This is a genomic window from Mesorhizobium sp. L2C084A000, assembly GCF_000502875.1.
In the GTDB taxonomy this organism is placed as follows: domain Bacteria; phylum Pseudomonadota; class Alphaproteobacteria; order Rhizobiales; family Rhizobiaceae; genus Mesorhizobium.
Genome location: NZ_AYWX01000024.1, coordinates 1 through 24,883 on the forward strand (window position 1 = coordinate 1; position 24,883 = coordinate 24,883).

The 24,883-nt window shown below is 61.9% G+C and carries 22 protein-coding genes; 4 read left to right on the forward strand and 18 right to left on the reverse strand.

All coding sequences use genetic code 11. From position 1 onward, the window contains the following. A partial coding sequence (locus X735_RS137770; protein WP_210164050.1) for a DUF4062 domain-containing protein occupies nucleotides 1-767 on the forward strand: 767 nt, incomplete at its 5' end. Nucleotides 768-925: 158 nt separating this feature from the next. After that, on the forward strand, nucleotides 926-2,599 hold the full coding sequence (locus tag X735_RS137765) for a hypothetical protein (protein WP_155930623.1): 1,674 nt from the start codon (nucleotides 926-928) through the stop codon (nucleotides 2,597-2,599). Nucleotides 2,600-2,602: 3 nt separating this feature from the next. Here X735_RS137765 and X735_RS137760 read toward each other — a convergent pair whose 3' ends face one another. The 7 genes from X735_RS137760 to X735_RS137730 form a co-directional block, all read right to left on the reverse strand. Beyond that, nucleotides 2,603-3,010: a carboxymuconolactone decarboxylase family protein gene (locus X735_RS137760; RefSeq protein ID WP_023814016.1), complete on the reverse strand. Its 408-nt coding sequence runs from the start codon at nucleotides 3,008-3,010 to the stop codon at nucleotides 2,603-2,605. A 362-nt stretch (nucleotides 3,011-3,372) separates the two neighbouring features. Beyond that, nucleotides 3,373-4,869, reverse strand: a complete 1,497-nt coding sequence (locus X735_RS137755) for a sugar ABC transporter ATP-binding protein (RefSeq protein ID WP_023814017.1) — start codon at nucleotides 4,867-4,869, stop codon at nucleotides 3,373-3,375. Next, nucleotides 4,869-5,915, reverse strand: a complete 1,047-nt coding sequence (locus X735_RS137750; protein ID WP_023814018.1) for a hypothetical protein — start codon at nucleotides 5,913-5,915, stop codon at nucleotides 4,869-4,871. The genes X735_RS137755 and X735_RS137750 overlap by 1 nt, the downstream gene beginning before the upstream one ends. Then, nucleotides 5,912-8,035, reverse strand: coding sequence for an SMP-30/gluconolactonase/LRE family protein (locus X735_RS137745; protein WP_023814019.1), 2,124 nt, complete (start codon nucleotides 8,033-8,035; stop codon nucleotides 5,912-5,914). The genes X735_RS137750 and X735_RS137745 overlap by 4 nt, the downstream gene beginning before the upstream one ends. 77 nt (nucleotides 8,036-8,112) lie before the next feature. Further along, nucleotides 8,113-9,138, reverse strand: coding sequence for a sugar ABC transporter substrate-binding protein (locus X735_RS137740; RefSeq protein ID WP_023814020.1), 1,026 nt, complete (start codon nucleotides 9,136-9,138; stop codon nucleotides 8,113-8,115). Between the two features lie 60 nt (nucleotides 9,139-9,198). Continuing rightward, on the reverse strand, nucleotides 9,199-10,185 hold the full coding sequence (locus X735_RS137735) for an ABC transporter permease (protein WP_023814021.1): 987 nt from the start codon (nucleotides 10,183-10,185) through the stop codon (nucleotides 9,199-9,201). A 269-nt stretch (nucleotides 10,186-10,454) separates the two neighbouring features. After that, complete coding sequence (locus X735_RS137730; RefSeq protein WP_023814022.1) at nucleotides 10,455-11,888, reverse strand: DHA2 family efflux MFS transporter permease subunit; 1,434 nt, start codon at nucleotides 11,886-11,888, stop codon at nucleotides 10,455-10,457. 137 nt (nucleotides 11,889-12,025) lie between these two features. Between X735_RS137730 and X735_RS137725 the strand changes: the two genes are divergently transcribed. Together X735_RS137725 and hutH are read left to right on the forward strand one after the other, a co-directional pair. After that, nucleotides 12,026-13,027 (forward strand): ornithine cyclodeaminase family protein, encoded by a 1,002-nt coding sequence (locus X735_RS137725; RefSeq protein ID WP_023814023.1) that lies wholly within the window; start codon nucleotides 12,026-12,028, stop codon nucleotides 13,025-13,027. After that, nucleotides 13,024-14,505: a histidine ammonia-lyase gene (gene hutH, locus X735_RS137720; protein WP_023814024.1), complete on the forward strand. Its 1,482-nt coding sequence runs from the start codon at nucleotides 13,024-13,026 to the stop codon at nucleotides 14,503-14,505. The genes X735_RS137725 and hutH overlap by 4 nt, the downstream gene beginning before the upstream one ends. Nucleotides 14,506-14,516: 11 nt before the next feature. On the opposite strand, the gene purU is transcribed toward hutH, so the two are convergent. The 11 genes from purU to X735_RS137665 all read right to left on the reverse strand — a co-directional run bounded on the left by purU (nucleotide 14,517) and on the right by X735_RS137665 (nucleotide 24,882). Beyond that, on the reverse strand, nucleotides 14,517-15,398 hold the full coding sequence (gene purU / locus X735_RS137715) for a formyltetrahydrofolate deformylase (protein WP_023814025.1): 882 nt from the start codon (nucleotides 15,396-15,398) through the stop codon (nucleotides 14,517-14,519). Then, nucleotides 15,395-16,195, reverse strand: coding sequence for a 3-methyl-2-oxobutanoate hydroxymethyltransferase (locus tag X735_RS137710; protein WP_031213845.1), 801 nt, complete (start codon nucleotides 16,193-16,195; stop codon nucleotides 15,395-15,397). The genes purU and X735_RS137710 overlap by 4 nt, the downstream gene beginning before the upstream one ends. A 34-nt stretch (nucleotides 16,196-16,229) precedes the next feature. Further along, a complete protein-coding gene (locus X735_RS137705; protein ID WP_013530832.1) occupies nucleotides 16,230-16,544 on the reverse strand; it encodes a MocE family 2Fe-2S type ferredoxin in 315 nt (104 codons plus the stop codon). Between the two features lie 11 nt (nucleotides 16,545-16,555). Continuing rightward, nucleotides 16,556-17,638: a fatty acid desaturase family protein gene (locus X735_RS137700; RefSeq protein WP_031213846.1), complete on the reverse strand. Its 1,083-nt coding sequence runs from the start codon at nucleotides 17,636-17,638 to the stop codon at nucleotides 16,556-16,558. Nucleotides 17,639-17,687: 49 nt separating this feature from the next. Continuing rightward, on the reverse strand, nucleotides 17,688-18,869 hold the full coding sequence (locus X735_RS137695; RefSeq protein ID WP_023814028.1) for an aldose 1-epimerase family protein: 1,182 nt from the start codon (nucleotides 18,867-18,869) through the stop codon (nucleotides 17,688-17,690). Nucleotides 18,870-18,885: 16 nt separating this feature from the next. Beyond that, nucleotides 18,886-19,662, reverse strand: coding sequence for an ATP-binding cassette domain-containing protein (locus X735_RS137690; protein WP_023814029.1), 777 nt, complete (start codon nucleotides 19,660-19,662; stop codon nucleotides 18,886-18,888). Nucleotides 19,663-19,664: 2 nt separating this feature from the next. Continuing rightward, nucleotides 19,665-20,645: an ABC transporter permease gene (locus tag X735_RS137685; RefSeq protein ID WP_031213848.1), complete on the reverse strand. Its 981-nt coding sequence runs from the start codon at nucleotides 20,643-20,645 to the stop codon at nucleotides 19,665-19,667. 82 nt (nucleotides 20,646-20,727) lie between these two features. Further along, nucleotides 20,728-21,672, reverse strand: a complete 945-nt coding sequence (locus tag X735_RS137680) for a substrate-binding domain-containing protein (protein WP_023814031.1) — start codon at nucleotides 21,670-21,672, stop codon at nucleotides 20,728-20,730. A gap of 57 nt (nucleotides 21,673-21,729) precedes the next feature. Further along, complete coding sequence (locus X735_RS137675; protein ID WP_023814032.1) at nucleotides 21,730-22,644, reverse strand: sugar phosphate isomerase/epimerase; 915 nt, start codon at nucleotides 22,642-22,644, stop codon at nucleotides 21,730-21,732. Between the two features lie 55 nt (nucleotides 22,645-22,699). Continuing rightward, a complete protein-coding gene (locus tag X735_RS137670) occupies nucleotides 22,700-23,785 on the reverse strand; it encodes a Gfo/Idh/MocA family oxidoreductase (RefSeq protein WP_023814033.1) in 1,086 nt (361 codons plus the stop codon). Nucleotides 23,786-23,820: 35 nt separating this feature from the next. Beyond that, nucleotides 23,821-24,882, reverse strand: coding sequence for an ABC transporter ATP-binding protein (locus X735_RS137665; protein ID WP_023814034.1), 1,062 nt, complete (start codon nucleotides 24,880-24,882; stop codon nucleotides 23,821-23,823). Between the last annotated feature and the right edge of the window lies 1 nt (nucleotide 24,883).

The window sequence follows — 24,883 nt, forward strand, 5'->3', positions numbered from 1 at the left end:
ATCGAGGCAGCCGAATGCAAGAACTACTTCGAAAACGCAGGCTACGCTTCCGTCAAAATATGAAACGCTCTAGTCCGATCAGCCGTCTAGACGGGTTTCAACCGTCACGTTACGCTCTCCAACAGGGACTCAACGGGCCAATGCACTGCGGGCGGACGGGCAAAACTGTGTCGGATAAACAGAAAATAGTTCGTATTTTTATTGGCTCACCTGGCGGCTTGAAAGACGAACGGCGAGCAGCGCATGACGTTGTTAACAGTGTAAACCGCAGCCATTCTGATCGCTGGAGGCTTCAGTTTAAGCTGTTGGGATGGGAAGACGCAGTCCCAGGTTACGTCCGCGCCCAAAGCAAAATTAATGACGACCTCGACAAGTGCGATTACTTTATCGGGGTACTCTGCGACAATTGGGGTTCAAAGACAGGTCCGGATTATTCGTCTGGTTTCGAAGAAGAATATTTCAGATCTAAAGCCCGCATTGAAAATGGCCTCATGAAAGACATGGCCATCTATTTCAAAATGGTCGAAGTTCCACCTAACATGAAGCCGGGCGAAGGTCTCGGAAAGGTGTTAAAATTTCGGCAAAAATGCATCGACGAGAACAAAATCTTTTTCAAAGATTTCTCTGATCATCAGGTTTTCCGAGACACTATTCGGGATAAATTAGAGGAGATAGGCTGGCGTGAAACCGAAATATTTACTGTAGAAGACCCGCAATCTAGTCAACCCAAGGATGCTCCTTCGATTCAACCTCTGATTCTTGGTTGATCGATCAAGGGGCACGAGATTTTCTTCATGGCCTGATGCAGAGACCACCGAATTGGGAAAGCACTTCGGCGCACGAAGTAGCCCGTCTACGGTTGATAGGAACCTCTGTTAGCCGGTCGGGGAATGATGAGTTCTACGTTGGCAATCACGATGCGAACTTGATTTTTCAAAAGTTTAGAAATGCTGCACTTTCGAAGCAAGAGGTCCGAGCGTTAGTAGACAGCGGTGTTGTGGGATTTCAATATCAGAATGTCCCCCTGTGGCGCTGGCTTGCTAGGTACGAAGATGAGGGCGGCATCTGGAGCCGTGTCGAAGTACTCGCTGCAGTCGGGAGTGAAAGCGAGCAGCGGTACGCCATTGAGATTTTGGACCTTGGGTCTCAATCAATCCCTTCGCTTCACGAGTACTTCGATCAGAAGCGTGTTCTTGCGTCATGGTTATCTGATGCAACTTCTAGCCAAGTCTTTGACGCAGCCCTATCATTCTTGGGCTCAAATGCGACCGACGATGACCTACCTCTTATCGAAGAAGCAGCGGCGCAATGTTCGCCACAGCGCCGGACGAAAGTGGAGGAAGCGATCGTCAGCATCTTGTCGCGGACCAACCTGGACGGCGCGCTCAAGCGTGTTGTTGAAAAGGAAGTTGATAAGGTCGGTCAGAAATTGGCGGATGTGCTTTTCAGCAATTCGCAATCACTAGCGACAGAAACGGTGCTTTCATGTTTAGCGGCCAAATCCGAGTCTATTAGGCTTCACGCGGTTCAACTTCTGTATGCGCGTAGCGAGATTGCGTTGGAGGCGGCGGAAACGCTTCTAACCGACAGCAACCATGAAATCCGGCTACTGGCTGCGGAGACCTTAAAGAAAAACGGCGTCAAGCTTGACGACGACGTCGCAAAACAGGCGCTATGTATTACCAAACCATCCAACAGTTTGATTGGCTTGTTTGCAGGCCGTGAAACGGATGACACCTACTACGAGATCTATCGTATGAACCGGTTACTTGAACTTGATTTCTCAACACTGCGGTCCAGAGCGAATAGCGCTGGCGTATTCAGCGAAAGGGAATTGTCCGTTCTATATTCGCGGTTCGCATCCAAATTTAGCGACGAAATTAGGCAGAATTTGAGGGACCGCTTCAAAGGCTATTTCGACAGGAAGATTGATGAAGAAAGGAGCGCAGGGACCATCGTCGCCGGCCAGGAACCTAAAATAAGAAATCTTGAAAACTTCATGTTGAAAAGGTTTTGTAATGACGCCCTAGCGGCTCTTTGCGGACTGGCGAAGGTCCAAGACCTCGACTTGGTACGGGACGTGATTAGGGATACGGAGATTGATGCCACAAAGGGTATCTTGAAATATCTCGCCCGTTTCGGAGACTGGTCCGACATCGAGCGCATCAGGAAATTGGGCGACTACCCTACTGGTCGTCGAAGAGGATTGCTCGAATTCTACCAAACAAAATTGCCGTCCCAAAAGGCTGCGGCTATCCTTACCTTAGGAAAGGGTCGCGTTGCTGATCTGCTGGCGCTCGATCTTGATAACGAAATCAGGATATCGCTCGCGAAGAAATTACCTAGGAAGGTCTTTATTGATTTGAGAGATGAAGTGTTATTGCGCGAGCTTGATCGGAAGGATGACGAATACAGGGTTGTGTTCGCTCTAAGGTGCGTTCTGGCGCTGCCGAAATCTCGGGTGACAAAGCTATTGGACCGCTATGTTGATAGGGCCGAGCATCGCTTTTACAACAGCGTTCATTGGCTGGACTTAGGTGCGTCGCTGCCAATTCCTCACGTTAGAAACGTCGCAGAACGAGCACTGGCTCGCCACTAATCCTCACTTCACCTCGAACTGTGGATCGACCGGGATCTGCATCGCCGTCACGAGATGGTTGGTCTGTCCAGCCAACCCTATGATCGAAACCAACTCGCCATGCTGCGCGTCGGTCATGCCCTTGGCGCGGGCGGCGGCCGTGTGCGAATGAACGCAGTAGGAGCAGCCATTGGCGGTCGACACCGCGATGTAGATCATCTCCTTGGTCAGCGGATCGACGGCGCTGTCAGCGACCATCACCACCTTCAGCTGTTCCCAGATCCGCTTCAGCGCCGGCGGATCGTTGGCTAACCCGCGCCAGAAATTGTTGACGAAATCGGATTTGCGCGTCGCGCGGATGTCGTCGAAGACGGCCTTCACGGCCGGGATTTTCTCCACCTCGGCATCGCTGAGGAGTCTTGTGGTGGCCATGGTGTTTCCTTTCGTTTTGACCGACGAACTGGCTCGTTGAATCAAGTTTCGAGCAAAGGCGGCTAACCAGCTTCTTTGACTCAGTTTTTGGCCCGCAATAGCGTTGAAGATTAGCCGAGGCACCTAAACTTCGTCATCCTAGGGCGAAGCAGGCGCGAAGCGCCGTCGCGGAGACCCTAGGATCCATGCAGTGACGTCAGCCGCGGAGTGCAACGGAGCAGAATTCTGCACGGTCGCGGCGCTTCCGAGTCGCGGCATGGATCCTCGGGTCTGCGCCGCGTCGCTGCGCGCCTTGCTCCGCCCGTGGATGACGAAGGGATGGATGTCCTGGCCAATTATCAACGTAGGCACCAGCCAAAAACCTAATGCACGGCCGCATACATGATCTTCTCCTCCGTAGCCTCCGCCGGCGAAAATTCCTCGACGATACGCCCTTGCCGGCAAACCAAAATCCGGTCCGACAAATTCATGATCTCCGGCAGGTAGGACGAGATGACGACGACGGCCAGGCCCTCGTCGGCCAGCCGGTTGATGATCTGGTGGATCTCGGCGATCGCGCCGACATCGACGCCGCGCGTCGGCTCGTCGAAGATGACGATGCGCGGCTGCTGCACCAACCCCTTGCCGATCACCACCTTCTGCTGGTTGCCGCCGGACAGTTCGACCACCCGCGCATTGTCGTTGATCGCCTTGATGTTCAGCGTCTTCGTCCATTCGGCTGACAGTGCGCGCATCTCCTGCGCGTTGATCACCCAGGCCTTTTCGCGGCCCGCCGCCAGCAGTCCGCCGAACAGGTTCTCGGCAATGCCCATCGTCTCGAAAATACCCTCGCTCTTGCGGTCCTCGGTGACATAGACGATGCCGTCGGCCACCGCTTCGCTCGGCACGAGATAGCGCACGGGCTTGTCGTCCAGCTCGATGGCGCCGCCGCGCAGAAAATCGCGCTTGTAGATGCCGGAGACGATCTTGAAGGTCTCGGTGCGGCCCGAGCCGATCAGCCCGAACACGCCGGTGATCTGGCCCTCGAAGATCGAGAAGGACGTGTTGCGCACGACATTGCTCATCGAAATGTCCTGCACCGACAGCACTTTCTTGCCGGCCTTGCGCAGTTTTGCTTCGTCGCGCTGGCGGTAGATCTCCCCCGATAAAGTGCGCCCGACCATGGCGGAAACGATCCTGTCGCGGTCGAAGGCGGACGTGTCGTCGGTGATGACCAGCTCGCCGTCGCGCAGAATGGTGATGCGGTCGGCAATATCGAGCGCCTCTTCCAGCGCGTGGCTGATGAAGACGATCGACACGCCGCTCGCCTTCAGCCGCCGGATCAACGCGAAGAAGTGCCGCTTTTCTTCTGGCGTCAGCGTCGCCGTCGGCTCGTCGAAGATGATGATCTCGGCATTGTGGTGCACCGCGCGCGCGATCTCGACCATCTGCCGCTTGGCAGCACCCAGCGTCGCCACCATCGCGTTCGGGTCGACTGGAAAATTCAGCGATTGCAGGAACTGCTGCGCGGAGATGTAGGTGCCGCGCAGCCGGTTGAGGAACTTTTCGGTGCCGAGATAGAGGTTCTGCGCGACCGTCATCGATGGGACCAGGCTGGTCTCCTGGAACACCATTGCGATGCCGGCCTCGAGGGCCGCATGCGGCGAAGCGTAGGCGATCTCCCGGCCCTTGTGGAACATCTTGCCTGAGGTGGCATCGACCACGCCGGCGATGATCTTGGTCAGCGTCGATTTTCCCGCGCCATTTTCGCCGAGCAGCGCATGGATCTCACCCTTGCGCAGGTCGAAGCTGACATTCTTCACCGCGGGCACGCCGCGGTAGTTCTTGGTGACATTCTCCAGACGGACGATCGGTTCCATCAGAAACCTCCCGTGGCGACGGAAAGGATGCAGTCGCCCCCTTTGGAGGCGACGAACAGAAGGCCGTCTTTTTCCGCAACACTGCAGATGCCGTGGCGCGTGCCGTTGGCGCGGCTGTGCAGGCTGAATTGCGGCTGCATCTTCTGGTCGAGCCTGACCACCAGCCCGTAGGAGCGGCTCGGCGACCATGGCTTGTGGATGCCCATGGTGCGGATGCCGCCGCATTGCAGCGGCTCGAGGAAGCTGCGGCTGGAGGCCAGCGCCGGCGCGATCCAGTAGGCGGGCGGCACCTGGCTCAGCATGTCCTGACGGTAATGCGTTTCCTGCAGCACGAATTCGATCAGCCGGTTGCGCGGCGCAAACAAGGTCAGCCAGGCGCCACCATCGGCGGACGGCGATAGCCGCGCGGGATAGCCGGGCAGATGCGTCAGCGCCGTGGCGCGATTGCCGTCTGCGCTGAAGCGCACCAACTGATGGCGCCAGCTCTCGCTGACCAGCACATCCCTGCCGACGGGGTGCAGGCCATAGGGAAAGGCAATGTCGCCGGCGAGTTTGCGGAAATCACCGCCCGCGGCGTCTCGCTTCCAAAGCGAACCGGACGCGCCCTTCCTCATCAGATCGGCGGCCCATTGCGACGGCGCATGCTCGGCCGAGCCGTTGGCCAGCCACAGCGTGCCGTCATCCGCATAGGCAAGTGCGGTGATGCAGCTGAGGTCAGCCGGCAGCGAAACCTCCTCGCCTGATACCAGCAGCTTGCCGCTCTCCAGCCCGACCGTCAGTTCGCCGGATCGCGACAGCGCCAGCGCCGTGACCGGAGACGGAAAGGTTTCGACAACCCTGGGCTCGGTTCCGGCAGCAATCGAATAGATTGCGTTGCCGCTGGAGGCCAGCAGCCTGCCATCGGCAACCAGCAGATTGTCCGGCTCGGTCAGCTCAGTAAAAGCCAGCGCGTCATCCAGCAATGTGTTGGGTCGGAAAGCGCCATCGAGCGGCGGGATGGTCACCGCCTTGCCGCGAAACAGGTCCAGCACAGGATCGAGGATCATGGCTTTGCTCCCCAATAGGAAGCGGGGCTGGTCCAGTTCGGGTCTGCGCCTGAAATCTTGTAGCGGCCGATGCGGTTGTTGAGGATGCCGCCGACGAACAGATATCCCTTGTGCTCGCGCATCGAGGTGACCATCGGGTGCGCGCCACCCGTGAGATCGCCCATCGCCTCGACGATGCCGCCCTTTTCGTTGAATTTCACCACGCCGCCGGTGTTGATGTTGGGGAACAGCCATTCGTCCTGCGGCAAGCGGCGCGTCATGCGCTTGCGCATATCGGGGTGGCGCAGCGACAGGTCGAAGCTCGGCGTGCGCATGCCAAGCCACGCCATCCAGTAATTGCCGTCGGAGGCGCGGTTGATGTTGTCGGGGTAGCCCGGCATGTCGCGGATGACACACTCGGCGGTACCGGCCTTCGGCCCCTCCAGCCAGTAGCGGTGCACGCGGCAGGCCCAGCTTTCGGCGAAGAACAGCGACTTGCCGTCGTGCGCCATGCACACACCATTGGTGTAGCGATAGCCGTCGAGCAGCGTCTTCGTCGAACCGTCCTTCGGCTCATAGACCAGCAGCCGGCCGGTGGCGCGGTTCTCGATCGAGTCCAGCGCCCAGTCATGGGCGTCGTAGCGCTTGGTCGAGTCGGTGAAATAGATGCGGCCGTCGGGTGCGATGTCGCAGTCGTTGGGGTCACGCAGCCGCGCATCGTCGACGATCGAGGTCCAGGAGCGCGACGTTTCGGCCGACAGGCGTTTGACCTCCCGATCCGGCGAGACGGAGTAAAGCCCCATGGCGCCGACGCAGCTGATCAGATTGCCCGATTTGTCGAAGGCGAGGCCGAGCGGAAAGCCGCCGATATGGGCAAACACTTCCGATTTGACATAGTCCGGCGCGAAGAAGCGGACGATCTCGCCATGGCGCGTGCCGCAATAGAGATTGTCGTCGCGGTCGAGGATGACGTCTTCTGGCCCCTCCAGTTCGCCAAGCCCGATATGGTCGGCTGCCGACAGCCTGTTATCAAGCTCGTAGGGCGTGCCCGAGCCGGGTGCGGCCGACTGCGTTTCGCCCATTCTGAGATAGACAGGCGCGACATAGACCTCGTTGAGCACCTTGTGGCGGTTCTTCAGCCAGCGAATGTCAATGGTCACCGCCACCGCCAGCATGATGCCCAGCACCATCTGGTTGGTGCCGGTGCCGTAGCCCAGCCGGATCAGGCCGTTGGTCATGGTCAGCACGATGATGGCGCCCATCAGGCCCTTGATCACCGAGCCGCGCCCGCCGCCGAGGCTGACGCCGCCGACCACCGCCGCCGTCAGCGCCATGATCTCGAGGTTGAGGCCCGTGCCCGGCCCTGCCCCGCTCAGCCGGCAGGCGATGAGGAAGCCGCCGATCGAGGCGCAGAAGCCGGAGAAGACGTAGGTCATGAACACGGTGCGGCGCACGCGGATGCCGGCATTGTGCGCCGAGCGCCTGGAACCGCCGACCGCCAGCACATGCCAGCCCGGCCGCGAACGGGTCAGCGCGATGTGGGTGACGATCGCCAGGATGATTGCCAGCCACACCGAGACGGACAGCCCCCAGAAGGTGCTGTCGCCGATGAAGTCGAGCACATCCGATGTGGCGGTCGAGAGCTGTACGTCGGCGGCATAGGTGGTGACCAGGATGTCGAACAGCGCCCGGCCGAAGATGAAGGTGACCAGCGTGGTCAGAAAGGCGCGCAGCCTGAGATAGCCGACGAGGTAGCCGTTGATGGCGCCGAAGATGAGACCGGTGGCCAGCGACGCAGCCAGCGCCAGCCAGATCGACTGTTCGAGGATGAAGAAAACATAGACGGCGGAAAAGCAGGACAGCGCGAAGATCGAGCCGACCGACAGGTCGATGCCGCCACCCAGCATCACCACCGTCATGCCGGTGACGACCATCGAGAACTCGCCAAGCTGGCGGGTCGATTCCTGCAGCGCCGTCAGCTTGAAGAAGCCGGGAATGATCGAACCGAAGGTTGCCAGCGTCGCCACCAGCGCCAGGAACGGAATGGCGTTGTCGGTCCAGCGTTTGGTCAGGATCTCGCCGACGACATGGTCGGGCACGAGATTGTAGCGCCAGGACTGGAGGCGTTCGCGAAAGGACATCGGCAGCTGCTATTCCATGAGAAAGAGGTGGCCGGGCAATCCGGCCACCTCGTTGATCGGTGTTGGCAAGGATCGGCTTATTTCGCAGCCGCTTGCGCCTGCAGCGCCTTCAGGTCCCAGCAGCTGTCGGGCTTCAGGTCGGCCTTGGTCGTCGCCTTTTCCAGCGTGTAGATGTAGGTGTGCGAGGTGCCGGCCGGCTGGCCGCTCTGCAGCAGGAACTTGATGATCGCGTTCATGTCGCCCGACTGGCGAGCAAGATCGGTCATCACCACGGCGCCATAGGTGCCGTCCTGCAGCTTGTCGCAATCGGCCGCCTTCTCGCCACCGCCCGTGGTGACCAGGAACACCTTGCCGTCGAGCTTGGCGTCGCGGATCGCGGCGGCCGCGCCGGTGGCGTCACCATCCCAGAAATCGATGATGGCGCAGATGTCCGGGTTCTGCTGCAGCATCGTCGTCGTCACGTTGCGCGAGGTCGTCGCATCCCAGTTTGAATCGGGCTTTGCCACCACCTTGAAGTCGGGATTCTTGTCCAGCACCTTCATGATGCCGGCATACTGATAGAGGCTGGAGGAGTTGGCCTGGTCACCCTGCACAAGGCCGATCTTCTTTGACGAGTTCGGGCCGCAGCCCTTGATCGCCGCTTCGGCCTCGAGCTGGCCGAGCCGGTCCCAGTCGCTGCCGACAAAGGCATCAGCCGGGAAGTTCGCCGGATTGTCGACCAGTATCACGTAGGTGCCCGCGGCCTGCGCCTTCTTCATCAGCTTGGAATAGGAGTTGAGGTCCGGCGCATGGATGATCAGCACGTCCGGCCTGGTGTCCGACGAGATGGCGTCGGTGATCGCCTGCGCGCCGGCATCGACGACCCAGTTCGGGTCACGCGTCTCGAATACGCCGCCCCAGGCCTCGACTTCTGTCTTCAGGTAATGCGACCAACCCTGCGCCAGGTCGAAGCCCATCGCCAGCGGCACCAGCATGACGCGCTTGCCCTTGAGCGCCTGCGCATAGGCGGCCGGGCCGGGATCATCGGCGGCAAAGGTTGGCGCCACGAAAGTGGTAACGGCAAGCGCCGTGGCGGCGGCCATAAGTGTCTTGATCAGTTTCATGTCAGATCCTCTGTTTTTGCTGTTGCTGTTCACGGCCGGCCCCAACCGTCCGCGGTAGGTTTAGATATCGCCTTGCTGGGCGGTCTGCTCGTCACGTGGATTGATGATGCCGTCGACGATGATGGCGCCGAGCAGGATCGCTGCCTTGATCAGGTTCTGGTAGAGCAGCGGAATGTCGATGATGGTCATGGCGTTGAGCAGGATGCCGATCAGTGCCGCACCGACCAGCACGTTGCGCACCCCGCCGCGCCCGCCGGACAGGCCGATGCCGCCGATCACCGCCACCAGCACGATATCGTAGAGCAGCGTTGAGTTGACGACCCGGGTGTTGATCGAATGCAGGCTCGCCGCCGTCAGCAGGCCGGCGACCAGTGCGACCAGGGCGGAAAGCACATAGCGCAGCACCAGCATCGGCCGCACCGGAATGCCGATGTTGCGCGCCGCCACCGGATTGTCGCCGGCGAAATAGATGTAGCGTCCCCATTTGGTGTAGCGCAGGAACAGGAAGAACAGGAATGCCAGGCCGGCGAAGACGAACACCTCGATGGGAACATCGAGGAAGCGCAGGCCGCCGAGCAGCTCGACCCAATGGCCCTGCGGCACCGGCACGGCATCCTGCGTGATCAGTTGCGAGCGCACATAGCCGAAGACGAAGGAGCCTGTCGCCAGCGTCACGAAGATCGCCGGCACGTCGGCATAGGCGACGAGAAAGCCATTGAGCAGGCCGATGGCCAGCACACCGGCCAGCACATAGGCGAAGGCCAGCCCGTCCGGCGTCCCCGAATTCAGAAGTTGCAGATACCAGGCGACAGACATCGCCATGATCGCGACGGCGGAGAGGTCGATGCCGCGGCCGATGATGACGACAGCCATGCCAAGGGCCAGAATGCCGAGCACCGACACCGAGCGGACAATGGCGACAAGGTTGTTGGGGTCGATGAAGCCCGGCAGGCCTATGGCCGCTGCAACGAACAGCACCACCGCTATGGCAAAGACAATGCCTTCCTGATTCAGGCTCCTGTAATTCGGCCAGCCGATCGTGTTCATGTCTGCGTTTGCCCCGATGGCAGCGCTGCCATCCCTGGGAAAGAACGCTAATCGGCCCAACGCCGGTTCGTCAAATGAATCCGCGCTCGGAACCCAGGCCGGCAGCGATATTTACCGAGTGGACGCGTCGATTGCCGAAGCTGGCGCAATGCATGGAAAAGCCTGCACTTTGGCAATTGGTTGCGCCATTGCGGCCGCTCGCGAAAGCGCTGCACTACGGCGAAAGGACGAGACGGAATTTATCTCCGCATCAGGCGGAAAAATCGATCTCAATTTCCCGGCGAGTGGCCGGAAACCTCCGCGCCCGCACTTGGCGGCAGCACGAGAAAACGCAACGCCGCCACCAGCCCGATGGCGCCGATCGCCAGGAAGGCGATTCGAAAATCCACAAGGTCGAGAGCGGGGCGATCCCTGACGATCTGCGACAAATTGAGGATCGCCGCCGCCACCGCGACGCCGAACAGCATCGCCACCTGCTGCAGCATCGAGGACAGGGTCGCCGCCGAGCTTCGTTGCGCCGCATCGATGTCGGCGAAGGCCAGTGTGTTGAGCGCGGTGAACTGCATCGAGCGCGTCAGGCCGGCAATCAGCATCAGCGCCACCACCAGCGCCTGTGGCGTCTGCGGCGAGATCGCCCCGCAAGCCATGATCGAGGCCGAGGCGATGATGCCGTTGACGACCATCACCGAGCGGAAACCGAAACGCCGCAGCGTTGGCGTCGTCACCGTCTTCATGCCGAGATTGCCGAGGAAATAGGCCAGGATCATCAAGCCGGCATCGACGGGCGAGAGGCCAAAGCCGACCTGGAACAGCAGTGGCAGCAGGAACGGCGTGGCATTGATCGCCACCCTGAAAATGGTACCGGCGGCCAATGTCGAGATGGCAAAGGTCAGCACATTGAACGAGGAGAGATCGAGCAGCGGATGCGGCGCCCGCCGGAGATGCCGTACCGCCAGCCAGCCTATGACGATGCCGGCAACGATCAGCAGCGCTGTCGGCAGCACGCCGTCCTCCGGATGAGCAATGCGTTCAAGGCCATAGAGCAGCAGGGCAAGTCCGGCCGATGTCAGGAAAAAACCCGGCCAGTCGAGCGGCTTGGGGTCAGCCACACGGTCGCCCGGAATGAAGCGCGCGACCAGCGCCAGCCCGATCACGCCGAGCGGGATGTTGATGAAGAAATTCCAGTGCCAGGACAGATAGGTGGTGATGAAGCCGCCGAGTACCGGCCCGACCACCGGCGCAAACAGTGCCGGCCAGGTGATCAGCGCCGTGGCGTTGAGCAATTCGGATTTCGACGCATTGCGCAGGACGAGAATCCGCCCGACCGGCGTCATCAGCGCGCTGCCGAGCCCTTGCACGACACGGGCGGCGACGAACTGGGTCAGGGTTTGCGAGAGGCCGCAGGCGAGCGAGGCCAGGGTGAACAGGACGATCGCCAGCAGGAAGATGTTGCGCGCCCCGAACCGGTCGGCGAGCCAGCCCGACAGCGGCACGAACACCGCCATGGTCAGCATGTAGACGGTGATGCCGATGCTCATTGCCACCGGCGACACGCCGAAGGACGCGCCCATCTGCGGCAGCGAGGTCGAGATGATCGTCGAATCCAGCAACTGCATGAAGAAGGCGATGGCGACGATCAGCGCCACGCGCCGCGCATTGGTGGCCGTTTCGGGTAAGATTTCGGTATCGGGAATGGCAGTCATGACGGAACCGGTTTGAACAGCATTTGGCCGGCCGCGTCCAGAGATAGCGCAACAAACTTTCGTGTCGCGAAACTTTCGGGTCGCGCCATGGCCTGCTATGGGATGGACGGGGTGGCCGAGGAAAGTGTCTGCGTAAAATGAAGCCCATCTATATCGACTACCTCAATGCCCTCGACATCGATGCCCTTGCCATGACCGATGGTGAAATCATTGCCGCCGTCGAGGCTGGCCTGGTGGCGCAAGGCAACGGCCAGACGGTGATCGAGCCGCGCGTCCATCTCGAACCGGACCCGTCCTTCCACGGTCATTTCAATGTCTTGCGTGGCTACGTCGCGCCGCTCGACACGGCGGGCGTGAAAATCGTCGGCGACTATGTCGACAATTACCTGCATGGCCTGCCTTCCGAATTCGGCATCCTCAATCTGTTCGATCCGCGAACCGGCACGCCGCGCGCCATCCTCGACGCCACCGTCATCACCGACATGCGCACAGGCGCTGTCACCGCCATCGGCGCCAAACATCTGGCGCGCAAGAATTCCAAGGTACTGGCCCATATCGGCGCGCGCGGCACCGCCTACTGGAACGTGCGCCTGCTCGACCATCTCTTCGACTTCGACGAGATCCGCGTCCATTCGCGCCGGCCGGAAAGCCGCGACGGTTTTGCCGCCAAACTCTCCGCCGATCTCGGCAAGACGGTCACTGCGGTGGCCGACTGGAAGAGCTGCATCGAGGGCGCCGACATCGTCGTCGAAGCCTCGCGGCTGCCGGAGCCGCAGCCATTGCTGAAGACCGAATGGATCAAGCCCGGCGCGCTGGTCGTGCCCTATGGCACGATGAGCGCGGTCGAACTGTCGCTGACCGAGATCATGCAGAAAATGGTCGTCGACGATTGGGGCCAGTGCAAGGGCGGCAAGTTCGGCTCGCTGCGCGCCCATGTCGAGACCGGGCGGCTGAGCGAGAAGACGCTGCACGCCGAGCTTGGCCAGATCGCCGCCGGTCTGAAAGTCGGGCGCGAAAGCGACGACGAAACGATCCTATTCTGGCATCGTGGCCTGTCGCTGTCCGACATTGCGCTGGGCAAGGCGATGCTGGCCAAGGCGCAAGTGCAAGGCATTGGCCAGCGGCTGCGCTTCGCATGACCGTGCTCGTCCTCTCCGGAGCCGGCGTCGGCATTGGCGATGTCGCCGCCGTGGCCCGCGATGGTCGCAAGGTGGAGATCGGACCCGATGTCATCGGCAGGCTGCAGAAGGCGCGAAAAGTGCTCGACCAGGCCGCCGCATCCGGCCAGCAGATCTATGGCCTGAACACCGGACTCGGCGCCAATCTCGGCACTGCTGTCGACGGCGACGCCGGCGCCTTCCAGCGCCAATTGCTTGAAGGACGCAGCGGCGCCGTCGGCGAGGTGCTGCCGGTTGAAGCCGTGCGCGCTACTATGCTTGCCCGCGCCGCGATGCTGTCGGTTGGCGGCTCCGGCCTTTCGCCCTCCGTCTTCGTCGCTTTGGTCGACGCGCTCAACGCCGGCGTCCATCCCGTCATGCCGTCACTCGGCTCGATCGGCGCCGGCGATCTGGTGCTGATGACGGCACTCGCCCGCATGCTCACCGGCGAAGGCGAAGCAGACTATCAGGGCCGTCGCATGCCGGCGGCCAAGGCACTGATGATGGCGCGCCTCGCCCCCATCAGCCTGGCGCCCAAGGATGGGCTGTCGCTGATCAATGCCTCGGCGGTGTCCGCCGGCAGCGGCGCGCTTGCGGTGACGGATGCGCTGTCGGCTCTTGCCCAGCAACAGCAGACCGGGGCGCTGACCATGGAAGGTTTTGGTGCCAACCGCACCATCCTCGATCCGCGCTTGCACATGGCGCGCCCGGCGGCCGGCCAGCAGGAAGCAGCCAAGGTGCTGCACGATCTGCTCGTCCGCGACGAGGCGCTGGTGCCGACCACCTTGCAGGACCCGCTGTCGATCCGCTGCATGCCGTCGATCCATGGCGCGCTGATCGAGGCGATCGGTCAGGCGAGACAGGCTGTCGAGATCGAACTCAACGCCGCCGCCGACAATCCGCTGGTGCTGGGCGATGATGAGTTGGTGCTGTCGACCGGCAATTTCCACACCGCCGCACTGGCGCTCGCCTTCGAGACGCTCGGCCTGGCGATCGCCCAATGTGCCGCGGCCAGTGCCGCCCGCTTTATCCAGCTCACTGGCTCGGGCCGCAATGGCCTGCCGAAATATCTGTCGCCGGTCGGCGGCGCCTCGGCCGGCTTCGTGCCGCTGCAGAAGACAGTGACCTCGATCCTGGCCGCCATCCGCCACAAGGCTAATCCGGTGATGCTCGACTTCCTGGCCGTGTCGGAAGGCGTCGAGGATCACGCCACGCAGACGCCTCTGGCGGTTGCGAAATGCGCCGGGATGATCGAGCTGTGGCGGCGGCTGATCGCCTTCGAACTGATGGCCGCCGCACAGGCCATAGACCTGCGCGACGGCTTCACATTGGCGCCAGGCACCGCCGCACTTCACGCGGCGATACGCGCTCTCGTCCCCATGCTGAAAGAGGACCGGCCGCTCGGTATCGACGCCGAGGCACTTTACGCTGCGCTCGCCGGCGGAAGCTGGCCGGCCTGACGCGGCTTCGCTCAGAAAACGACGGTCTTGTGGCCGTTGAGCATGACGCGGGCTTCGAGATGCAGCTTGACCGCGCGCGCCAGCACCCGGCTTTCGATGTCGCGCCCGACGGCAACGAAATCCTCGGCGCTCATCGCATGGGTGACGCGTTCGGTCTCCTGATCGATGATCGGGCCCTCGTCGAGGTCGGACGTGACGTAATGCGCCGTCGCACCGATCAGCTTGACGCCGCGGTCGAAGGCCTGGTGATAAGGCTTGGCGCCCTTGAAGCTCGGCAGGAAGGAATGGTGGATGTTGATCGCCCGTCCGAACAGCCGGTCCGACAGGCTTTTCGAGAACACCTGCATGTAGCGCGCCAGGATGACCAGTTCGGCCCCTGTTTGCTGCACCAGGTCCAGCAGCTTCTGTTCCTGCTCGGCCTTGTTCTCCCTGGTGGTCGGCCAATGGTGGTAGGGAATGCCCTCCAGCTCGGCGAAGCGGCGGGCATCCTCGTGGTTGGAGACGACGGCGGCAACCTCCGCGTTCAGCCAGCCGACCCTGATCTGGTACAGCAGATGCAGAAGCGCGTGGTCGAACCTGGAGACCATGACGATGATCTTCGGGCGGCGCCCCTGATCGACGAGCGCGGTCTTCATGCCGAACCGGTCGACACTTGATTTCAAGGCCCGTTCCAGACTGTCCCTGGTCGAGCCTGGCGGGCTGATGAAGGCGATCCGCATGAAAAAGCGATTGGTCTGCCGGTCCCAGAACTGGCTGCTTTCGGCGATGTTGGCGCCGTTCGCGGCAAGCTCCGCCGTGACCGCGGCGACGATCCCCGGCTGGTCCTCGCAAGAAAGCGTAAGAATATGAACCGGCGCGGCGTCGTCCGTCGCATCATTGCCTTGAGATTTCACGCCCTGTCGACCCTTTTCATGAACAGGCTGAGCTCAGCCGGATCCATATGCACCACATGCTTGTCTTCGGGATAGGCAAGACTGTTGACATCGGCAACATATTCCGAGAACGCGGCGATACGCTCGGCCTGCAAACGATCATACTCGGCGGCGAAGTTGCGGTAGACCTTGGAGTGACGGGGCATGTGGCCACGGTTCTGGCCGAGGATGTCGTCAGCGAACAGATATTGCGCATCGCAACCGGTGCCCGCTCCCATCGACAGCATGATCAACGATGTCCGTTCAGAGATCGCCTTGGCCACCTCGACCGGTACGACCTCGATCTCGGCGCCGATGGCGCCGACAGTTTCCAGCTGCTTCACCGCCGCGAAGACCTCCATGGCGGTGTCGGCGGTCTTGCCGACCGCCTTGAAGCCGCCGGTCCAGGTGGCCCGTGACGGGATCAGCCCGACATGGCCGATCACCGGGATATTGTCATCGGCCATCCGCTTGATCGTGGCGTAACCGGCGCTGCAATAGACCGCGTCGGCGCCGGCCTTGTAGAGCAGGAAAGCCCAGCGCACGAAATCGTCCGCCGTGCCGATCTCGTAGAAATTGTCGCCCGGCATGGTGAACAGGCTGGGTGCGGCGTCCCGGTATTGCGGGTTGAGCACCAGTTCGGGCGGCACCGAGACGATGTCGACCCCCGCGCGCTCGGCGGCCTCGGCCTCGTCCATCGTCAGCACGCGCAGCATGGTCAGCTGTCGCTTGCCCTTCATGGCGCGCAAATCCGCCACCGTTGGTCTTTTTCGGCTCATCAAATGGGTTCCCTCAGTTGCATTCGGCGGCAGGTCAGCCGATCTGGATCATCACTTTGCCAGCCTCGACCTTCACCGGATAGGTGGCGAGATTGACGCATACCGGTGCGCCTCGGGCCACACCCGTCTTGTAGTTGAAGCGGCCATTGTGCTTGGGGCATTCGATGATGTCGTCCATCACCAGCCCATCGGCCAGATGCGCCTTCTCATGCGTGCAGTATCCGTCGGTTGCGAAGTACTCGTCATCGGGACTGCGATAGATGGCGAAGGTACGGCCGCCATGATCGAAGCGGATGACATCCTCTTCCTCGACATCGTCGACGCCACACGCTTCAACCCAGTCGGCCATCTGCTTCTCCCCTATTCCGCCGCCGCCGGAACGGTCAGCGCATGGAACTCGTCCCGGTACGGCCTGGCCGTCGGCGGCAATTCACGCTTGAGGAAATAGTCCTCGTACTGAAGCTGCTTCAGCAGCACCGGCCAGACCTCGCGGTAGGCATGCCACATCGAAGGGTTCGGCGCGGGCAGATCATGCTTGATCAATTCATGCAGCCTCGGCAGCGCGTGATACGGCACCATCGGGAACATGTGATGTTCGACATGGTAGTTCATGTTCCAGTAGATGAAGCGGCTGATCGGGTTCATGTAGACGGTGCGCGTGTTCAGCCGGTGGTCGGTGACATTATCGGCCAGGCCGATATGCTGCAGCAGGCCGGTCAGCACCATGTGCCAGCTGCCATAGAGGCGCGGCAGGCCGATCAGCACCAGCGGCAGGAACGACCACAGATAGAGCGCCAGCACGATCGCCGCGACATAGATGGCGACATGCCAGCGCGCGGCGGTGACCACCTTGTGAAGCTCCATCTCGGGGATAAAGCTTTTCTCGTCGGGCGAGATGCTGCCGAACGCATTGCGCACCAGCGTCGGCAGCGAATAGCGGAAATCGAGAATGCCGGTGAAGGCGAGTGCGGCGCGCAGCAGGTCCGGCGGACGCATCATCGCGATCTCGGCGTCGCGGCCGACGATGATCGTGTCGGTGTGATGGCGCGCATGGCTCCAGCGCCAGGTCACCGGGTTGCGCATCAGCATGAAGCTGGCGATCTGGTAGACGGCATCGTTCATCCAGCGCGTGCGGAAAGCGGTGCCGTGGCCGCACTCGTGCCAGCGCGAGTCGCTGGACGAGCCGTAGAGCACGCCATAGACGAGCAGGAACGGCACCACCCACCACGTGCCCCAGAACCAGGCGATCCCGGCGGCAGAGCCCAATATGGCAACGATCCAGATGATCGTGTCGCGGATCGCCGGCCCGTCCGAGCGTTGCATCAGCTCTTTCATCGCCTTGCGCGGCACATCGGTGTGATACCACTCGGCCGAGGCCAGCCCGGTCTCGATCGCGGTGCGCGTGCTTTCCCCGACCAGGCTGTAGTCGCGCTTTTTCGCCATCACATCGACCTCCGATTTCCGGCCCGCCAGCCGGAGCATTCGTTTCGCATCATGCCCTGTCCGCCAATCCCGGAAAATTGCCCGACGGCGCAGGATAATCCTGTTGCGGTTGCCTGGCGATCGAAGCGATCCTCTCTTCCGTCGCGGCGATCTCGCCGGCACCGTCGAGCACTCGGAACATCGCGTCGTAGGAACGGCTTTCGCCATGCTCCAGCCAGATCATTTCGCCGCGCTCACGTGCGGCGAGATTGCCGAGCACATGGTGCGTCGAGGGCTCGATGCCCAACGCATACTGCCCCGCCTGGAAATTCTGCCATTGATAGGCGCAAGGCAGCTGGTCCTTGCGCGTGATCACTTCCAGGCCAAGCCCTATGCCGTCATTGACCACCGCCACCGGCACCTCGCCATTGGCGTCCGCCGCCATCTCGTGCTGCCAGACCTGCTCGCTGAAGCCCAGTCGCGGCGCCGGCACGGTGCGGTAACCGACCTTCTGCGCCTTGTAGCGTTCGCCTGCATGGCCAGCCCAGACGACGTCGCGGATCGGCGCCAGATAGCGCGAACCCTCGTCGAGCAAGGGGTGGCTGACATTGACGTGGTAAAAATACATATGCGGCGTGCGATTGAAGCCATGGTTGACGACGCGGTCCGACAGCCGGATCTCGTTGCCGCCGACATCGGCCTCGATACGCCGGATCAGATGCAAATCCTCGCCGAACACCGCCGATTGCTGAACGATGCCTTCGGCCCAAAGCACGCAGCGGTCGCCATCCCAGGCCTCGCCATAACCGGTCAGCCGCGCTGGAATGGTGCCCACGCGGCCATGCAGCGAATGGATCACGGTCTTCTTGCCCGGGTAGTTGTAGCTATCGGCAGGCACCTCTTCGCGGCCCAATATGTGGTCGAGGCCGCAGGTGACAAGCAGCCCAGAAAACGAGCGTGCCCAGGCGAGCCCGCCCTCCCCCTCGTAATCGTGCAGGCCGGGATGACGAAAGCCGCTCGGCGAATGCCAGCCGATCGCCTGGCCCTTGAAGTCGCAGTCGGCGATGTCGAGCGCCCGGTCGACCAGCGCGGTGAAGCGCAGCCCCGTGCCAGTACGGAACTCCAGCATGCGAATGCCGCGTTCCACCCCGTCGCCAAGCGTCATCAGCCGCACGCCGGCAAATTGCGACAGCATGCCCGAACGTTCCGACACCTGCCGGCGCGAAAGCGTCTTGCCGTAAAGTTCTACCATGTGACGGCCAACTTCTTCACTTCGCTCTCGTCTCTTTCAGCAGGGCCGACATGTCGGCGCCGGTGATGATGCTTTCCACGGTCAGGAGATCGGTATCGGCAACCGTCTGCTCGGCGACGATCTCGCCGCGGCGCATGACGATGATACGGTCGGCGACCTGGAACACGTGATGGATGTTGTGGGTGATCAAGAGCACCGAATGGCCGGCGTCACGCACCTCCTTGACGAAGCGCAGCACGCCATGGGTTTCCTCGACACCGAGATTGTTGGTCGGTTCGTCGAGGATAATGACCTTGGCGGCGAACTGCATGGCGCGAGAAATCGCAATCGACTGGCGCTCGCCGCCCGACAGCGTTAAGACCAGCGCATCGGCGTCGAGTTTCTTCGAGATGCCGACGCGCTTCAACAGCGCCGACGCCGCGTCGCGCAATTTGGCGAAATCGAGCGGCGCGAACACGCCCAGCCATTTCAGCTTGACCGGTTCGCGCCCAAGGAAAAGATTGCGCGCAATGCTGAGATCCGGCGCCAGCGACGTGTCCTGGTGGATGGTCTCTATGCCGAGGTCCATCGCATCGCGCGTCGAGCGGATCGAAACCTTTTCGCCGCGCACATAGATGTCGCCCCGATCGGCTGGAAACACGCCCGAGATCGCCTTGATCAGCGTCGATTTGCCGGCGCCATTGTCTCCGAGCAAGGCCACCACCTCGCCCTCCTTGAGGGCAAAGGACGCATTCTTCAGCGCCCGAACGCTGCCGAAGGATTTTTGCAGATTCTGCAGCCGGAGAACTTCCATGATCAGCCCCTCGCAGCGTTCTTCTGCAGCAAAGCGTGCAGGATGAGCATGGCGAGGATGATGAGGCCGACGAAGATGTTGTAGGCGAGGCCCGGCACGCCGATCAGCACGATGCCGTTGCGGATCGCGCGCAGCATCAGCGCGCCGACGATGGTGCCGAGGATCGTGCCGCGTCCGCCGGTCAGCGCCGTGCCGCCGACCACCACCATGGCGATCACTTCGAGCTCGTAGCCGGTGCCGGCCACCGGTGAGGCGGCCGAGATGCGGAAAGCGCTGATCATGCCGGCCAGTCCCGCCAGGACCGAAGTCAGGATGAACAGCCACACCTTGACTGCGTCCGCCGGCACGCCGCGCGCCACCGCCGCGTTCCGGTTGGAGCCGATGGCGCTGATCCAGTTGCCGAGCTTGGCATAGCGCAGCACGTAGATCGCCAGCAGCGAGAGACCGATGAACCACCACAGCGAGGTGTAGAACCTGAACGAACCGACATTGAAGCTGCCGGCCAGCAGCGTGACGAAAAAGCCTGGCTGGTCCCAGGATTTCAGCGGAAAGCCCTGCGTGATGTAGAGCGCCGCCCCGCGCACCACGAGCAGCATGGACAGCGTGACCAGGAAGGACGAAATGCCGATCTTGGTGACGATCAACCCGTTGATCGCGCCGATGGCGACGCACAGCAGAAGCCCGGCCAGAAGCGCGAAGCCGATATCGACGCCTCCGTTCTGCACCAGAAGCATGACGACGACCGGCGCCAGCCCGAACACGGCACCAACCGACAGGTCGAATTCGCCCGCCGTCAGAAGCAGCGTCATGCCGAGCGCGATGATGCCGAGCTCGGGGAGGAACGCCATCATGTTGGAGATGTTGAGCGGCGACAGGAAATTGGCATCGGCGATGGCGAAAATCGCGAGCAGGACAATGAGGATGACGAGCGAGGAGAATTGCGGCGAGCGTATAAGGCTCGATCTGCGTTTCCCGACAGGCATTTCGTCTTCTGCGGCGATCATCATGACTGCTTGAACCATGCTTTGAAGTGGTGCCCGCGGCCTGCGCCGCGGGCACCGGTTTTCACTTCGTGTCGTAGAGTTTCAGGATCGGTTCGACGCTTGAGGCGTCGTAAAGGCTGAAAGTATGGATGTCGTAGCCGATCGGTTCGCCCGACGCGGCGAGCCCGAGCAGCGCCACCGGCATGAAGCCCTGCGCAGACGGAAACTGCCAGGCGGCCGCGTTGACGAAGCCGGATTTGACGGCCTCGGCGGTTTCCTTCGAATTGCCCCAGCCGACGACCGGGATCTTGCCGGCCGGCACACCTGCGCCGTCGAACACCCGTTTGACGCTGGCCGCCACGGAATCGCCGAGCGCGATGATCGCCGGCGGATTGTTGGCCACCATATAGTCGGTCATCTTGGCAATGATGCCGGCCGGGTCGGTGCCGCAATCGACCACATCATATTTGATCCCCAACGGATCGAAGACGCTGGCGATGCCTTCGGTCTCCAGCTGCTGATAGCTGGCGCCGGGCACTTCCACCGGCAGGAACACCTTGTCGCCCTGCTTCACCATCTTGCGGTCGACGAGATACTTGGCCCAGATGACGCCCGCCTCCTTGAGATCGGCGCCGACATAGGCCTGCCGTCCGGTCGCCGGATCGTCTGTGTTGAAGAACACGATCGGGATCCCGGCCGCCTTGGCAACCTTCACTTCCTCGGTCCACAAGCCCGGCTGGGCCGAGGTGGTGGCGATGCCGTCGGGCTTGGCCGCAAGCGCGGAATTGAACGCCTCCTTCTGCGCCGCCATGTCGCCGCCGCTGAAGGAGATCTTGCAGGTCACCTTGAGCTGGTCGCAGGCTTTGGTCGCGCCGGCATTCCAGTCGAGCCAGAACGCATCCGAGGGACCGCCATGCGACAGCAGGTAAAACGTCTTCTGGCCATCCTGCGCCATTGCCGGCGAGCCTAGCGCGACGCTGGCGAGCAGCGTTGCGGCAGCCGCCAGTTTCAATGCGAACTTCAACATTCTTTCCTCCCTTGTTTTTGGGCCGCGCCGCCGCGAACCGACAGCGCGCAGTGACCGTCACAGACCGTTGGCGCGGAACTTCCCATCGAGGAATTTCTTGGCGCGCGGCACGTCGTCTTCCGAGAGATGCTCGATGATCACAGGAATGTTCGGATGCTTTTCCGCCAGCCGCTGGAGGTAGAGATCGTAGTTCAGCGAACCGAGGCCCGGTGCCGGCAGCTCGATCTCGCCGACGCCACGGAAGGTGTGGCTCTCCAGCGCGTCCTCGTCGCCGATATCGGCGTGCTTCTCGGACTTGTCGCCGCCCGAACGCTTGACGTCCTTGGCGTGAGCTATTCTGATCTTGTCGGTCAGCGTGTCGAACACCTGGTTCAGGATCTGGTCCATCCTGTCGATGTTATGCGTCTCGAAATAATTGGTCGGGTCCATCAGCAGACCAAGGCCGGGATGGTCGACCTGCGCGAACATCTTCACCGTCTCCTCGACCGAGCCGACGACGTTGTTGACGTAGGTTTCGAGCAGGAAGACCGCGCCGTGGTCATAGGCCGTCTGGGCGAGCTCGGCGACCACCTTGCGGCACTCCTCGAACCCTTCCTCGGTCTTGTTCTTGGGGTGATGCACCCAGTCGGATTCGGTGTTGTAGGTGCCGGTTTCCGAGATCACATACGGGCTGCCGAAATGGCGGGCGTTGCGGATGATCTCCTTGAGATAGCCGACACGCTTGTCGCGCTCGGCCTTGTCGGGATGGATGATGTTTGTGTAGCCGGAAATGCAGCACACCGGCAGGTGATGATCGCGGAAGACGTCGCGCACCTTCTTGGCCTTGTCCTTGGTGATCTGCCCCGCCGACAGGTCGACGTCCTTGAAATGCAGGTCGAGCTGCACCGTGTTGAAATCGAGCCCGCGGATCTTCTTCGCCGTCTCTTCGAGGCCGTACGGGAAATAGCCCGTGAAAATACCTGCCTGCATCATGGTGTGAATTCCTCCCTGTAAGCGATTCAGTTGTCTGGTGTTTCAGTTGCGGTGATCAGATAGCGATTTCGGAAAGCTTGACAGTGCGGCCCTCGTCGATCGAGCGATACCCCGCCTCGACCAGCGCCATGGTCTTGACGTTGTCGGCCACCGACAGCGCCGGCGGCGTGCCGGTCTTCACCGCATGCTGGAGCTGCTCCATCACGCCGATAAAGGCATGCGGGAACCACATCGTGTCCCAACTCGGGCTGACCCATTCGCCGCCGGTCGTCTCGGTCGAGGCATAGGTCAGCGTCGAGGCCGCGCCCGTCGGCCAGCCGATGGTGCCCTTCGCGACGCCCTTGGTGCCGTCGACGCGCCAGTTGATGTGCTGGTCGTCCTTGTAGCCATCCTGGCGCGGACCGGACCAGACATCCTCCAGCGACACGGCGAGCACGCCGGACGGGAAGCGCAGCGTCGACACGGTGATGCCGTCGGAATGGTCGAATGTCGTGCGCGGATCCTTCCGCGTCAGCGTGGTGATCTCTGAGGGGTCACCGAACAGGAAGCGCAGCACATCGAGATGATGCACGCTCATATTGGCCAGCGTCAGCCGGTCGTAATCCTCGAGGAAGCTTTGCCAGTGGGGGATGGCGTGCATGTCGATCTGGGCGAAGATGATCTCGCCCAGCGCGCCGCTGTCGATGATCTGCTTCAAGACGCGCATCGACTGGTCGTAGCGCATGTTCTGATTGACCGAGAGGATCTTGCCGGCCTTGGCCGCCTCGTCGCGCAGCTTGACCGCTTCCTCAACCGACAAGGCCAATGGCTTCTGCGCCAGGATCGCCTTGATGTGCTTCTGCTTCAGCGCGTGACGGATCAGCGCCGGCTGCAGGTCGGGCGGGAAGGCAAGATCGATGATCTCGACATTCTCGTCCTCGATCAGTTTTTCGGGCGTGTCGTGGACCGTGGGGATGCTCCAGCGCGTCGCCACCTTCTCGGCGCTGGCCCTGGTGCGCGAGGCGATCGCCACCACCGGGAATCCAGCTTCCTTGTAGGCGGCGAGATGGCACTCGGCCATGATCATGCCGGCGCCGACGCAGCCGATCCTGTATTCCTTCGTGCGGACCTTCACGTCCGGCTCGAAGTCTTTGCTTGCCATCTCTTCCTCCCGAAACTCTTTCCTTGCGGCGGCCGTCATCGTGCCAACGCTCCGCCGCTCTGTTCGAAATAATGCACTCTGGCCGGCTCGCAGGATATCGCCACCATGGCATCCGGCCGGACGTCGGGCTGGCCGCGCAGCAATGCCTTTAGCCGCGCCTGCCCGGCAGCGAGCGTCACCACGGTATAGCCGCCAAGCGGCTCGACCTCGAACACTCGCGCCGGGCGGCCCGGGCCCCCATCCGCCCACGGTCTAACCTTGATGTCTTCCGGCCTCAGGCCGATCTCCACGGCGTCGGCGGGCGCTGTCTTGTCTTCGATGCGGATCGTCCCTTCAGCCGCTTCGACACCGCCCTCGCTGCGCGCCGATCTGAGAATGTTCATCATCGGCGAGCCAAGCAGCCTTGCCACATACGTGCTGGCCGGGCGGTCGTAGATCTCTGCCGGCGTGCCGATCTGCCTGATCTTGCCGTCCTCCAGGATGGCGATGCGGTCGGCGACCGACATCGCCTCTTCCTGGTCATGCGTGACATAGATCAGCGTCTTGCCGAGTTCGCGCTGGATGCGCTTCAGCTCGACGCGCGTTTCCTCGCGCAGCCTGGCGTCTAGCGCCGAGATCGGATCATCCATCAGATAGGCATTGGGATCGCGCACCAGAGCCCGCGCGATCGCCACGCGCTGCCGCTCCCCGCCCGAAAGCTGTCCCGGCGGCTTGTGCAGGATATGGCCGATATGCAGCTTCGCCGCGACGTCCGTGACCCGCCACTTGATCTCGGCCTCGGCGACCCGGCGTTCGACCAGGGGAAAGCGGACATTTTCGAGCGCGCTCATATGCGGAAACAGCGCCAGGTTCTGGAACACCATCGCCACGTTGCGCTCGGCCGGCGACATCGCGTTGACCGGCCTGCCTCCGATCAGGACTTCACCGGTGTCAGGTGTCTCCAGCCCGAGCACCAGGCGCAGAATGGTCGACTTGCCTGACAGCGGCGGTCCGAAGAAGCAGAAGAACTCATTGTCGTTGACGGTGAACGAGGCGTCGTCGACGGCGAGTATATTGCCGTAGCGTTTGGTCACATTGCGAAAGACGATATCGGCCATC